Source organism: Niastella caeni (assembly GCF_004834005.1).
Classification (GTDB): Bacteria; Bacteroidota; Bacteroidia; order Chitinophagales; family Chitinophagaceae; genus Niastella; species Niastella caeni.
In genome coordinates, this window is record NZ_STFF01000001.1 from 927,517 (window position 1) to 942,833 (window position 15,317).

Here is a 15,317-nt window from a genome sequence, read left to right on the forward strand (position 1 = left end):
TGTTTAGAAGGTAATGTTAGCTCCGAGGTTATAGCGCTTTACTGTAGGGTAAGCACCCTGGGACGCCCAGCCTGTACCGGCAAAGTTCGATTCACGATCATCAGGCATCTTAGTCCAGGTGGCCAGGTTATTGCCATTCAGGTAGACCCTGATGGACTCAAGCCCCATTTTCTTTACCAGTCCTTTATTGATCGTGTAGGCTACTTCTGCATTTTTCAAACGCACGTAGGCGCCATCGTACATATATTGCGTACCCCGGTAATAGCCTGCAGGCGTGGAAAGCCAGCGGGGCATGGGAACGTCTGCATTGGGATTGTCTTTCGTCCAATAACTGCCCTCATCATACACCGTGTGGCTTTGAGAAGCCAGGCTGTTAAATACCACCTGGCGGGTAGCATTGTTAACACCATAGAACTGCACAAAAGCACTTAAGCCTTTCCAGTCAATGCCAAAGGTGGCGTTGTACGTATTCTGCGGCCAACCGCTATGCCCATACGGAATATTGTCCTGGGCGTCGATTACGCCGTCGCCATTGTAATCAACAATGTAATAGTTACCGGGCAGCTTCTGGTTGTCATTGGTATTGTGAATGGTGCTTCCATACAATTCATCCCAGGTATTGTAATACCCGCTGCTAACATGAGAATATACCTGGCCGATCTGCATGCCTTCCGACTTCTGGTAATCGGGCAGCAAGGCAGGATTATCAGCATCGATAACAGTGTTTTTGGTATGGGTCATATTGAGGTCGCTCCAAAGGCGAATGCCATTGGCAAACGGATAAATGAAATGAAGCTCTATTTCATACCCTTTTGAATTTACCCGCCCCAGGTTGGCTACGGGTGGGTTAGTGCCGTAATAAGAAGGGACCGAGGTTCTGTTCGACAGCAGGATCTTGGAGCGTTTATCCCGGAAGAAATCTAACTTACCTCTTACAAATCCGCGAAACAATTCAAAATCGGCGCCTACGTTTACTTTCTCCGCCTGCTCCCACTGAACGTTTGGATTACCAACCGTTAATTCACGATACCAGTTATAGGGGCTTTGCTCTGCCGCTTCATTCGTCATACCCAGTCGCGATCTGCCGCCATATCCCCATTCGGAAAGGTAAAGGAACCGGCTGCCTGCAAACACATCATCGAAACCTGTTTGCCCATACGAAGCGCGCAGTTTTAAGTTATCGATAAACGTGAGCGAACGCATAAACTCTTCTTTTGACACAAGCCAGTTCACGCCGCCCGATGAAAAGAATGCAAACCGGTTTGCCTCGGCGAACCGTTCAGAACCGTTATAAGCGCCATTATATTCAATGGTATATTTATTATCGAAACTGTACGTAGTACGGAATACCCAGTCTTCGCGGTACGAGGGGATCATGCTACCGTTTGCTGTAATATTGCGGTTGAGCAATCCCATGGCCGTAACATTATGCCGCTGGGCAAATGTTCTTGCATAGTTAAGTTGAAGCTGGTAAAACAACCTGCGCTGATTTCCGGTAACAGCGCCGGGCGCCGGGGCCCACTTGATGCCTTCCTGAAAATCGAAATTGGTAACCCCATCATAAGCCTGTTTATACACCACGGCTCCTGTTTCAGGATCGATCCATTTGCGTTGGGTATCGTTATACAGATCGTTGATACCCCGGTCGCCTTCTACAAACGTATTATCCATAGAAACAGTTCCGTTGAACTTCAACCCTTTCAGCAGCCTGTCTAAATTCTGTTCAAGCGAAAAATCTGTAGTCAGGCGCGTGGTGGTCTGGTATTGAACACCGCCGATGGCCAGGCTTCTTGCCGAATTTTCGGCGCGTCCTTCATTGGGTGCATAGTATCCCCAGGAACCGTCGGCATACACCGGCAGGAACACATCGGGCGCCGTGGTATAGGCATCTATCCACGGACCGTACTGGTTACCCGAAAAACCCCATGGGCTTTTTCTTACCCCGAATGAACCGGAAAGATTTACTTTAAATATGGTGGAAGGCGTTAGTTGAAAATCGAGGTTGGTGCGGGTATTTATCCGGTTAAACCCGAAGCCGGGTTTATAGCCCCTGTTGTTATCATATATTTTGAAAAGGTCGCCTTCATGCAGGAAATCTGCGCTCGTGAAATACTTGACAAACTTTGTTCCGCCGCTGATGTTCAGGTTGGCGTTGTGCGACATTGCATAGTCTTTGAACAAAGTGTTTGCCCAATCTACATTGGGATAACGTTCTGCTTCGGCCTGGTTAGCCGGGTTGCGGTACCTGTTTAAAATATCCTGTGGCAGATAGTCGTTCCAACCTTCCGGCCTAAGCGCTAATTCATATTCGATGGCCTCATTGCGGGTACGCAGGGCGTCATAGGAATCCATTTTCCCGGGCAATTTGGAAGGCACCTTCATAATGGTATTCACCGTACCCCTGATGGAAGCCTTGCCCAGCTTACCTCTTTTTGTTGTAATTAATATTACACCGTTCGCTCCCCGCGATCCGAAGACCGCCGTGGCAGATGCGTCTTTCAGCACTGTTACGGTTTCAACCGAACCTATATCTACACTCGTCATGGGACGCTCTACCCCATCCACCAGTACCAGCGGGCTGGAATTATTCCAGGTGCTGCGGCCGCGGATGATGATCTGCGGGTCTTCTTCGCCGGGCAAGCCCGTACTTTGTGCTGTAATGAGGCCCGGCACATTACCGGTTAACGCAGCGCCGATGTTCGACACACCGCCTGCCCTTTCGAGTACTTTACCTGTGGTTTGGGAAACGGCCGCCACAACACCTTCTTTTTTTTGCTTGCCGTAACCTATCACGATCACATCATCCAAACCGGCAATGCTGTCTTTTAAGGTTATGATCACACTGTTTTGATTGCGGATGTTAACTTCCTGCAGAATCTTTCCAACATAGCTGAAAACCAGTATGTGCTTATCTGATGGAACAGACAGTGAAAATTTTCCATCATTGCCGGTTATAGCAATAACGGTGGTCTGCTTTACCTGAACTGTAGCGCCAGGGATAGCCGTTTTTGTTTCATCGAGCACCACTCCCTGCACAACCCGGGCTTCCTGCGCCTGCAGGGGCGAATGAACAAAAGCAATTGATAGCGTCAACGCTGTTACAAAAAGCCATTTCCATAGCTTTTGTGTACAAATCAAATTTAACATGGGTATTGTGAAAATTTTTAAAGTGAGGACAATAAGAGCCCCGGACAGCCTTGAAAAAGACCATCGCGCCAAAAGGCAACCAGGTTTAACGGCAACGCTTAATGTGCCATATAACCAGGCGGCTTATTTACTGGCTGCTATTTAAATGTAATGGGAACACTAATAACGGTCGAAAGCGGGAATGACGACGAGAGGGTTGTTCAATTTTCATAAGCAAACTTTTAAGTTAATTATTGGTTAGTCAAAATCGTTAGGGCTGTGCATTTGGTCCTTCGACCTGCGCCTCCGCCAAAGCTTCAGCGACACGCGGACGCTTAAAGGATGCTCATACCGGATAATACCACTTACGAATTTACTTTTGTCGTTGCGCAACCGAGGGAAGGAATCTCCAAAAGGAGGGAAATAATGTTTACAATTTTATTTGCATTCAATAACACTTTGATTATCATAAACGATTTATAAAAAAACCTTTGTTCGCGTAGGCCACTCCGTGCATGCCCCTACACACCTTTATATATATTGTTTTTATTTACCGAGGGTTTCCCTTTCTCATTTTTGCTATGTACTCCGAAGGCAGCATGTTGAATTTTTTCCTGAATAGCTTTGAGAAATAGTTAGGAGTAGAGAACCCGACCTGGTAAGCGATCTCGGAAACGGTTAGGTCGCTTTTTTCCAGCAGCGAGGCTGCCCTGTTGAGCCGGTATGAACTGATGTATTCTATCGGGGTTTGACCGGTTAGTTCCAGCAGCTTGTTGTACAGGGAACTCCGGCTCATTCCCACCTCCTTACTTAAACGTTCCACCGACAATTCTGAATTGGCCAGATTTTCTTCGAGGTAAGTGACGATCGTATGCAATAATTTCTCATCTGCCGACTCTATATTCACTTCCGGCGATAACACTTTTATTTGCCGGGTATATGTACTTTTCAGGGTATTGTTCAACAGCAGCAGGTTCCTGATCCTGGCATTGAGGACTTCGAAGTTAAACGGCTTGGTAATATAGTCGTTGGCGCCGGTCTCCAGGCCTGCTATCTGCTGTTCTTCTGCGGTGAGGGCAGTGAGCAGGATAACAGGAATATGGCTGGTCCTTTTATCGGCCTTCAGTTTTTGCACCAGGTCTATTCCATCCATCTCCGGCATGCTGATATCACTTACTATTAATTGGGGATGATGCGCAAGGGCTTTTTGCCATCCTTCTTTTCCATTGGCAGCCTCCAGCACTTTATAGTTATTCCGCAGATTGTCTTTGAGGTAAAACCGGAAATCTTCATTGTCTTCCACCAATAAAACCAATGGCATCCCGAATGTATTGCCCGGGGAGGCTGCTACGGCTATTGTATTTTCGGTTAAACCGGGATCATCATGAAATGATTCTGCTTCCGGCAAAACGGGAAGTTGTTTATTGGCATCTTCCATAACCGGCTTCAGCGGCATCTGTATAATAAAGGCAGAACCCTGGCCAGGCTCGCTCTGCACCTCAATAGTTCCACCGTGCATTTTAATGAATTCTTTTGTAATTGACAGGCCGATCCCTGTTCCCTGGTTAAGGACTGCCGTGTTGGTATTTGTTTGGAAGAAGCGGTCGAAGATCTGGTCTTTTTTGTCTTTGGGAATGCCGACCCCTGAATCTATCACCTTTATGGATACCCACTTATCATTGCCGCCTGAGAAGTTTTCCATTTCCTGTAAATCAACGGTAACAGAACCGCCTTCCAGTGTAAACTTAAAGGCATTGGACAGCAGGTTAAACAGGATCCGTTCCATTTTATCCTGGTCGAACAAGGCATCGAGCTTTGTAATGCCGGTGCTGAAACTAAAATGAATATGCTTCCTTTCAGCAAAGTCTCTGAAAGAATCGGTTACCTCTTTTATAAATGATACAAAGTCGCCATTGGTTAACTGTAACTTCAATTCATGCTCTTCCATTTTCCTGAAATCGAGCAGTTGGTTTACGAGGTTCAGCAATCTTCTCGCATTTCGTTTCACCATGTTCAGTTTTTCGAGCCTGTCATTTGCTTTTTCACCGGTGATCAGTTGATCTACAGGACCCATAATCAGTGAGATCGGCGTTCTGAAATCATGACTCAGGTTTGTAAGGAATTTGATCTTCAACCGGTCGAGCTCCTGTACCCGTTTAACTTCCTGCCTCTCCTGTTCCAGCGCAAACTTTTTTCTTATCCTGGTAATGCCCCGGTACCGGCTATACAACAGTAACCCGCCAATAGCAACCAGGTAAAACAGGTAAGCATAAATAGTGCGCCAGAATGGAGGGTGCACATAGATCTTTATGATGGTATCGTTTGTACTCCATACGCCATCATTATTACTTGCTTTTACACGAAAAGTGTATTCACCGGGATCAAGGTTGGTGTACGAGGCGGTGTTCACAGTTCCTGTATAGTTCCAGTCTTTTTCGAACCCTTCGAGTTTGTAGGCGTAATGATTTTGTTTGGGTATGGTAAAGTTCAGGGCCACAAAGCTGAGGGCAAAATTCTGTTTGTATTCGAGCCGGATATTCTGGGCAACAGAAATATGTTCCCTGATGGGCGCTTCATTGCCGGCAACAACTGTTTTGTTAGATATTCTCAGCTCTGTTAGCAGAACCACCGGTACATTGCGATTAATAGTAAGTTTAGCCGGGTTAAAATAGTTAAAGCCCTGGAGGCCGCCGAAGATCAATTCCCCGTCAGACAACCGCATGCCTGAGGTGTGAACGAAATTACTATTCTGAAGGCCGTTATGATGCGTATAGTTCCGCACTTTTTTTGAAGCAGGATCAAAAGCGCTGATCCCTGTGTTGGTGCTGAACCAGATCTGCCCGTTCAGATCTTCTACTATCTGGTAAATGGTGGCATTTTGTAATCCATCTTTCTCGGAGTAGGTGGTGAACTGATTATTCTTTTTATTCAACAACCCTAATCCTTCGCCGAAGGTGCCCACCCATATGTCACCCTTACTATCGCAGAGCACTACCTGCACTTTATCGCTGGGCAGCCGGCTGTTATTTTGTGTGTAGGTGGTCCATTGACCGTTGCCTGGGTGGTAAACAGCTATTCCGCCGCCGTGCGAACCGATCCAGATATTTCCATCCAGGTCTTCCTCAATGGTCCTGATGTATCCATTAATGGGTAAGGTCATTCCATTACCGGCATCGGGGCCGGGTGTATATTTTGCAATGACTTTATGATCTTTCAAAACATTAACGCCCTGCCCATTTGTGCCCACCCATACATTGCCTTTGCTGTCTTCTTTAATACAAAAAATATCATTAGAGCTCAGGTTGCCATGACCAGGGCCTTTTACCAGTTGCTTTTGGGTACCCGTGGCAGGATTTAATATGATGAGTCCCTGGGCATACGTGCCGAGATACAGTTCGTTTAACCGGGTCTGTTCCATAGTCAATATAGAAAGCGGCCGGTTGCTATTTACCGGTAGCCGGAGATCTACAGGCAGCAACTGCTCTGTTTTTCGGTTGAACTCAAACAAACCACCGCCATCCGTTCCAATAAACACGTTGCCATTCCTGTTTTCAGCAAAAGCGCTGACGTTAGATGAACTGCGTCCATTCTTATAAAAAGCAATACCTGGCTTAAGCGCAAAGAGGTTCAAGGCTTTATCGTATTTATTAATACCACCCTGAAAGGTCCCCAACCAATAGCTGCCTTGCTTATCTATATAGACACATCTGATCACTTTACTGGTCAGGCTATGAATATTGCCTGCTTCCGGTTTGAAATGGATAACTGCTTGTGTTTGGGTATTCAATATATAAAGTCCTTCGGAAGCGCCGATCCATAACTGTCCATCCCCATCCGGCACAATACAATAGATCTCGTTACTGTTTAGGGTAGATAAATTGCCACTGGCATGGGTGTACTGCGCGAAGCCTGAACCATCAGGCAGTAAGGAGCATAAGCCTGTTGATGTACCAATCAATATATTACCGTTCCTGTCCTCTGCAATCGCCCTCACATCATTAATGCCCGGGCTCAACCTGCCTGTATCTTTATGCATGAAATGTTTAACGGAATTGGTCGACCGAACGTATTGGTAAAGTCCTTTCGTGGTAGCTATCCATACCTGCTGCTTACTGTCTACAAAAACGGAGGTAAGCACTTTTTTAGTTGGGGTGCTATTGGTACCGGTCTCCAGGTTGATCTTGGAAGTATGCCGGGTAACCGGATCGATCATAAAAAGGTTTTCGAATTGCGCTACCCACACTTTCCCCGATGCATCGCTGCTGATACCCCTGATCACTGCATTGGGTGGAAGTTGGGGCGTAGCTGCATTTACGGGAAAGTGTATGAATGCATCTTTTTTGCGATCATACAGGCTAATGCCGCCACCACTGGTACCTATCCAGAGGTTACCGGCCTTGTCCTCATGCAATGCCAGTATTTCATTGGCCCGCAAACTGGTGGTATCGCCGTGAATATGCCGGTACACGGTAAAATGCGCGCCATCGAACTTGTTCAAACCATCATCTGTGGCAAACCACATCAGTCCGTAGTGATCTTTTATTATGGCGTTCACCGTATTGGACAACAGTCCGTCCTTTACAGAAATTGAGGTAAAATTTATCAGTTTAGATTGTGCCCAACCTGGTTGAACAATAAGCAGGAAAAAGCAAAGGGCAATGTATTTATACTTAAACATATATGGCTATCGCTATCGTTATCGACAGGCTGGCAGTTAGATTCAGCGTAAATCTAACATTTATTACATTTTTCTGTCGAAAAACAGCGATCTCCATAAAAAAAGCGCCGGGGAACCCCAGCGCTAACGCTCTTGGATCGAAAGTATTTATAATATGTTTATGACTTGTTGCTTTTGCGCATCATAGCCTGATAAGATTAAGAAAGTAAACATCATTCTCCCGGAGCTCCAATTCCTTTGAAAAAGAAATTCCGTTCTTTACCGTAATGATCTCTTTGGAAATGGGTGAGCCATCATTTTGCTTCTTTATTTGTTCTACCTGTTGGCGGCTTAATTGTGCGGGCCTGCCCATGGAAAGATAGGTAGTATAAGCATCGTTGCTACGGTAACCTACCTTGTATACTTCCAACGCATACAGGCCATCAGGCACTTTTGCCATGTTGACTTTTAGTTTTCCTTTTGACTTCGAAGGCAGATCGCGGATATAATACACCTGGTTGTGCATTGAATCGCCGGGATGTGTGTTGGTGAAATCCCATAGCAACGCCTGGATATTTCCGGTTGCGTCTTTGCAAACCCATGAACAGGAATCGGTATTGACCAATTCAACATTTCCCAACCGGTTCATAAACTGGTATGCATAGAATACCGGCTTGTTGATGCCCTGGGTATTTAACATACCAAAGCCACCATGAAAAGGCGTGAAGCGAGGCCCGGCTTCTTCAAAGATGTCGGTAAATACCCAATACGACATGGAGTTGGCCGCATTACCAACCTGTTTCAATTTTTGCAGCACGTACGCGGCTTCGTGATAACTATCGTGAATAGGGTCAGCAGGTGTATAGGAGGCGCTCCATTCGGTGTAATGTAATTCCAGGCCAGGCATTGAAGAACCGGCAATTTCTTTGCGCGATTGCAGCACATCGCCGCTCACGCTCATAGGGTTTTTATCGAGCACCGTGCCCGAATTGCCAAATTCATCGAGGTAGCCCTGCTTTACGCCATAGGCATGGGTGCTTATAAAATCGATGGGTACATTATTCTTTTTGCAATAATCGATCATTTCGGGTTCCCAGGCGGCTCCTGCAGTTCCGGGACCGCCTACGCGGTATTCTTTGTTTACACTTTTAATTCCCTGTGCAGCGTACCTGTACAGTTTAAAATACTCTTCCTGTGTTCCGGTCCAGAATCCCGGCGATAAGTTGGGTTCATTCCAAACTTCAAAATACCAGGTCTTTACTTCTTCGGCACCGTAACGTTCTGTAAAATGTTGCGTAAGGTTTTTGATCAATGCGCCCCATTTTTCATAATCCTTCGGCGGCGTTACATTACCGCGCCACCAAAAAATTGTTTGTGGGCCACTAGCCAATGCCGAAGGCATAAAGCCCAGCTCAACAAAAGGTTTCATGCCGATGCTGTGCAAAAAATCGAACAATACATCAACGTACATAAAATTGTATTCAGGCTCACCATTCTTCCCTTCTTTATAAACTGCCATGTCATCGGTCAGCAATCCGTGCATACGGATATATTTGAAACCACATTCCTTTTTTACATAGGCCAGTTGCTGCTGCCAATCGGCCCTAAGTCCTTCGTTTGCACGACCGGCGCCTACACATTCCCTGAACATGGTATTCAGTGGACCTTTTTGCCGATCGAAATCGATATTAATAACTCTTTCAGGGGTCTCGATCTTCTTCTTAGTTTGGGCTAAAGCGGTAGTTATTGTTAAACCAACAAACACAAATAAAGCAAGCGGAATTCTTTTTAACATATATATATTTCTAGTAAGCTAAAAGACCTGCAGCATGGCCATTATTCATAACCAGTTGCAGGTCTTTTATTATAATTCAGTAAATGAAATCGATCACCGCCAGTTTCTATTTAGCGATATAATTATATATTTCAACTTCATCCTTTGTAGGATGTTTGAATGCAATTTGCATGGAAGTTTCTGTTAAAGATATCAGGGTACCCTTTGTCCAAACCTGGTCCCAGCCAATATTCAGCGGGGTAGCACCCGAGAAACTCACTGTTTTGGCATCCTTGTCCAGATAATAAGTTCCCGAAAAGGTTCCACTGTTAGTGATCATTTTTTGATCTACCGTTACAAACGGGCCGCCTTTAAGGCTGAATGTCATGGTACCATAATCTCCTTTTGGACAAAGCCATTGGTTATCGACCCATTTAGGCGCCCATGTCCAGCAATTACCATTAGGCTTCATGCACTGAAGACCCCAGCCGAGATCATGCCCGCCAAAAATCAAGGGTCCATCAAATGTTTTGGAAACGCCATTGGCGTCTAAGTCCAGCGCCCATGTTTTTTGATTACCGGGACCTCCGCTTATAAGAACCCACAAAGGATCATTCACATAATTAAGGTTGTCTTTTGTAACATGAACGATAACGGAGTCCAGCTCTACCAAACCGGCACCTGAAACCGCGGTGCGTTTAATGATATAATCTCCTTTGAACGCATAGCGTATAGTATCTATCCGGCGGTTCGATTTACCGGTTCCATAATCCCAAACCGGCATAACCTGATTGGTATGGTTGATCAAATAAACCGTGTTGCCACCTGCATCAACAGTGAGGTCTTGTTTCACCTCCATATTGATCTCGGATTTATCGGGCAGCGAGCCTAAGCTGTAGTCTTTCTTTTTACAGGAAAGTACAGTAATTGACGCTATAAAAATAAACAGCGCTATCAGCTTTATGAGTTTCATTGTTTTTCTTTTAATGTTGTTAATGTTTTTCAATAATCCCCATTGCCCGGTTACCAACCCGCATTTTGTTGCAACAAGTTATTCGACAAAGTGATCTGCGTATAGGGTATCTGCGACAGCCCCTTTGTTTCAGTGATCTTCGTTGCCGAAATGGTTTTGGCGGTGTTCACGCCGCCATTTTGAACGGTTACCGATTCAGCAATGGTTGAAGCAGCTACATTCACACCCTGGCGAAGCAGGTCCCAATAGCGTTGTCCTTCCCCTGCAAATTCCAGTCTTCTTTCAGTCATAATATTTGCCTGGCTTACCGTTTTTGCAGGAGCAGTGCCACCAAATGCCCTGTTGCGTACATCATCGAAATATTTCTGTGCGTTGGGAGAACCGAGTTCAGCAGCCATTAACAACACATCTGCATAACGAATGGAAACATAATCCTGATATTGCCCGATCATGAAGTTCACTCCGCCCATTTTCTCTGCCAGGCTTTTTCCTGCAGAATCAGCCATGGGAGAATATTTCTTATTATAATAACCTGTATATTCCCGCTGATCTTTCTTGTTCTGAAAGTCGAGGTTTTCATCAGTGATAGAGGTTATAGTAGCAACTTTGCGGGTATCCCCGGCTTCATAAGCATTCCAGAGTTTTGTATTCACGGTTGCAGCGCCCCAGCCCAATCCGTAGGGATAAATACTTTGGATGCGAATGCCAAACATTACCATCCAGTGATTACCATCTGCATTGCCGTTATAATTGCTGGTAAAGGTATACTTGATGGCAAATACCGTTTCCTTGTTATCTTCCCCTACATAATCTTTAACAGATGCTGCCGGCCATAAATTAGCAAACTTACTCACCAGCCCAAACCCGCCATTGCTGATCACATCCTCGAGGTATGCCAGCGCCTGCGCTTTAGAGACTGTGCCAACCAGGTCTGATTTACCATAGTAACCGGTATAATACAGGAACACCCGGCCTATCAACGATTCAGCGGCCCATTTTGTAACGCGACCATAGGTGGAAGGTGATTGTGCTCCATAATTGGTGGCGGGCAGATTTTCCGTAGCAAATTTCAAATCTTCGGCAATGAGCCTGTATACACTGTCGGCAGGGGCTTGCGGTACATTTTCTGTGCTGGATTTAGTAATTAACGGAATATTGCCCCATAACCGTACCATATCAAAATAACAGTAAGCACGAATAAACCTTGCTTCAGATTCATATACTTTCCGCAAATTATCATTGCCTGCCCAATTAACCTGGTCAAGGTGTGAGATCAGCATATTGGCGTAAAAAATAGCTTTATAATAAGCACTCCAGTTGTCGCCAAACAGGTTTTGATCGGAAGGCGAGCGGAGCTTGTCAAATTCATCCATCATTTGAATACCTAATCCGTCTGAAGCACCACCTCCGCCATATGCGTTGTCAGACATTATCTCTGTTGCCAGGGGCAAAGCAAAACCGCCTGACCATACACGTTGTAATCCATCATAGGTGCCAACCAATGCTTTCCACGCATCGTCGGTTGTTTTGTAAAAGTTCTGCTCTGTGGCAGTGGTTACATCCTCTGTGTCGAGAAAACTTTTTTTACAGGCTGCCAGCGACAACAGAGCGATGACTGGTATATATAATCTTAATTTTTTCATTTCTCTTACGATTTAAATTAAAAGCGAATATTTGCACCGATCATTACTGTTCTGGGCCTTGGATAATAACCCAGGTCAACGCCCGATGAAAAGCCTTCATTATAGCCCACTTCAGGGTCCATACCATTGTAATTGGTAAAGGTGAAAGCATTTGTTACGGCAGCATACAACCTTACTTTGCCCAGGTAATTTTTCTTGAGTATGTGCGCAAAATCGTAACCAAGCGTAATGGTGCTGATGCGCAGGAAACTTCCATCATGAATGTACAGATCAGAGAATTGCGTCCAGTTGCGGTTGTCTTCGGTCACTCTTGGAATTTTATTCGAGGTACCGGGTCCATGCCAGCGGTCAAGGATCTCGCTGGAATAATTACTGTTTGCACCCGACTGATTGCGCCATGACTGTACAATTTGATTACCGGCTACACCGGAAGCCTGCACGGCGAAGTCGAATCCTTTATAATCCAACGCTATATTAAAACCAAAGGTGAAATCAGGATTAGGATTGCCGATGTTCGTTTTGTCTCTGTTATCGATCACACCATCATTGTTCCGATCAACATACCGAACATCGCCCGGTTGTGCATCAGGCTGTATCTTTTTGCCAGATTTGTTAACATGGGCATTAACTTCTTCTTCGGTCTGGAAGAGCCCGTTCGTTTGGTATCCCCAGAAGTAACCTACCGGTTCTCCATTATGGGCCCTGTAAAATTCGCCTGCATTGGCATATAGAACGTTTGTATTTCCATGCAGGGTGCTATCGGCAGTAGGAATGTTGCCGATGGTGTTTTTATTATAGGCCCCGTTGATCCCGATCGAATAATTCAATTTACCAATATTGTTGTGGTAATTCAATGCCAGTTCCACACCGGTATTCTTTACATCGCCGCCATTGATCAGTACACCATCAACACCAGAGGATGCCAGCAATGGTTTAAAGATCAACCAGTCTTTTGTTTTCTTAACATAATAGTCAAACGAAACATTCAAATTCTTCATCAGCGTAGCGTCTAAACCGATATTTGTTTGCTCGGAAGTTTCCCATTTCAGATCGGGGTTACCGAGGCGGTTGGGAAATGCACCCTGTGTAGACCTGCCTTCTCCCGTTCCGAACATATAGCCGGCATTACTAAAACTGATGCCAGACAAATATTGATAAGCCGCTACGTTCTGGTTACCAACCTGGCCCCAGCTTGCGCGCACTTTCAGGTAATCCATCCAGGTTAAGTCACGCATAAAGTCTTCGCTCGACGTAACCCAGCCTGCTGATATAGAAGGGAAATAACCCCAGCGGTGATCAGGTGCAAACTTCGACGAGCCATCGGCCCTGAATGTAGCATTCAGCAAATATTTTTCCCGGAAATTATATTGCAACCTGCCAAAGTAAGACATCAATGCATTTTCATAAGGGGCACCGTTCAGGCCTATATAATTCGCGTTGTTCACATTTTGCGCAACTGACAGATACGCATAGTTGATATCGGCAACCCGAAGGTCCCAGTTGGAGCCATACATGCTGCTACCCTTTGATTTCAGCGATGAGCTACCGGCCATTACACTGAAACTATGGTCCATGCCTGCCCTGAAATCATAACTGAGCAAATTGTCGAACTGGATGGTTCGGCCATTACCCATCGATTGCCAAACCCTGGCCGTATCATTAAATGCATAAATAGACAAATGATAAACCGGCGTATAACCATGGCCCTGATCGGAGTTATAATTCAAACCGATGCTTGAACGGAACTTCAACCCTTTGATGGGTTCAACCTGGATATACACATCGCCCACCAAACCCTGTCTGCTGTTGCGGTTACGGTTGTTATAATCCATTCCGGCATATGGATTGGATTCACCATTGTTCCATGCCTGGTCGGGTTTTCCGGGATACCAGCCTGTTTTATCAGCGCTGAAGTATTTGCCGGCTGAATCGTACATGGGCAGGAAGGGGCTGGTGCCGAATGCAGACCGTAAGGTGTTATTATACTGGCCATCAACCAAAATGCCGCGGGTATTTTGATAATTGAAAGTAAGGTGTTCACCCAACTTTACGATATTCTGATATAGATTATGTTCCGAGTTCATGCGGAACGTGTAGCGTTCAAAATTTGAAATGCCTGAACCACCCACTATACCGCCCTGGTTGGTATAACCTAAAGAGGCAGAATAAACAGATCCTGCTCCACCGCCCTGTAGTCCCAAAACATAGTTTTGAAAAGGCACATTCTTTTTAAACATCTGGTCCATCCAGTTGGTGCTTACAGGCAAATTGTTAATGACATCATTGGTGAAATAAGGTGCTTTGCCCGAATTGATGGCCGCTTCATTCATCATGATGGCATATTCTTTTGCGTTCAGCAGATCAGCTTTGCGGGCTACATTCTGCGAACCATAAAAACCATCGAGGGTAATCGTCATTTTTTGGTTACTCTTTCCTGTTCTGGTAGTGACGAGGATAACACCGTTCGCAGCCTGTGAACCGTAAATGGCAGCAGAAGCCGCATCTTTCAGCACATCTATAGATTCGATATCGGCGGGGTTCAGGTAAGAAATATCGCCGGTTTGAACACCATCCACAACATACAGGGGACCGAAACTACCAATGGTACCCTTACCACGAATGATCACATTCAATCCCGAACCAGGTTGTCCTGAATAAGAAGTGATCTGTACGCCGGGCGCCTGTCCCTGCAAAGCCTGCAGGGCATTGGTGGTGCTTTGTTTTTGAATGTCGGCGCCTTTAACCTGTACATTGGCGCCGGTAACCAGCTTTTTCTTTTGTGTACCGTAACCGATCACCACAACATTTTCGAGTTGTATGTCGGTTTCCTGCAATGAAATTCTCATTTCACCGGAACCAATAGTTGCTTCCTGTGAAGCAAAGCCGATGGAGCTTATGACAAGCACTTCGCCGGCAGCAGCATTAATGGAAAATTTTCCGGTAAGATCACTAATCGCCGTGCGGTTGGTGTTCTTTACACTAATCGTAGCTCCTGCCACGGGTTCGGATGTACGTTTATTTATAACCGTACCGTTCACCCTTTCCAATTGGGCAGTAACAGTGCTAACAAGGAATATCGTCATTATTCCCCATAGTAGCGATGATCGCAAGCAGATCGTTTTGGTTGATTTCATGATTAATTGT

The 15,317-nt window shown here is 45.5% G+C and carries 7 protein-coding genes; 1 reads left to right on the forward strand and 6 read right to left on the reverse strand.

From position 1 onward, the window contains the following. Positions 1-3: 3 nt before the first annotated feature. Positions 4-3,147, reverse strand: a complete 3,144-nt coding sequence (locus FAM09_RS03565) for a SusC/RagA family TonB-linked outer membrane protein (RefSeq protein WP_136575693.1) — start codon at positions 3,145-3,147, stop codon at positions 4-6. Between the two features lie 22 nt (positions 3,148-3,169). Here FAM09_RS03565 and FAM09_RS31365 point away from each other — a divergent pair, with 22 nt between their 5' ends. Further along, the gene (locus tag FAM09_RS31365) at positions 3,170-3,292 is read left to right on the forward strand and encodes a hypothetical protein (RefSeq protein ID WP_262711633.1); all 123 of its coding nucleotides are present in this window, start codon (positions 3,170-3,172) and stop codon (positions 3,290-3,292) included. Between the two features lie 384 nt (positions 3,293-3,676). Here FAM09_RS31365 and FAM09_RS03570 read toward each other — a convergent pair whose 3' ends face one another. The 5 genes from FAM09_RS03570 to FAM09_RS03590 form a co-directional block, all read right to left on the reverse strand. After that, a complete protein-coding gene (locus FAM09_RS03570; protein WP_136575694.1) occupies positions 3,677-7,804 on the reverse strand; it encodes a hybrid sensor histidine kinase/response regulator transcription factor in 4,128 nt (1,375 codons plus the stop codon). Positions 7,805-7,985: 181 nt separating this feature from the next. Next, positions 7,986-9,578, reverse strand: a complete 1,593-nt coding sequence (locus tag FAM09_RS03575; protein ID WP_136575695.1) for a GH39 family glycosyl hydrolase — start codon at positions 9,576-9,578, stop codon at positions 7,986-7,988. A gap of 106 nt (positions 9,579-9,684) precedes the next feature. Further along, positions 9,685-10,530: a hypothetical protein gene (locus FAM09_RS03580; protein WP_136575696.1), complete on the reverse strand. Its 846-nt coding sequence runs from the start codon at positions 10,528-10,530 to the stop codon at positions 9,685-9,687. Positions 10,531-10,580: 50 nt separating this feature from the next. Next, complete coding sequence (locus tag FAM09_RS03585; RefSeq protein WP_136575697.1) at positions 10,581-12,173, reverse strand: RagB/SusD family nutrient uptake outer membrane protein; 1,593 nt, start codon at positions 12,171-12,173, stop codon at positions 10,581-10,583. Positions 12,174-12,190: 17 nt separating this feature from the next. Continuing rightward, complete coding sequence (locus FAM09_RS03590; RefSeq protein ID WP_136575698.1) at positions 12,191-15,307, reverse strand: SusC/RagA family TonB-linked outer membrane protein; 3,117 nt, start codon at positions 15,305-15,307, stop codon at positions 12,191-12,193. Between the last annotated feature and the right edge of the window lie 10 nt (positions 15,308-15,317).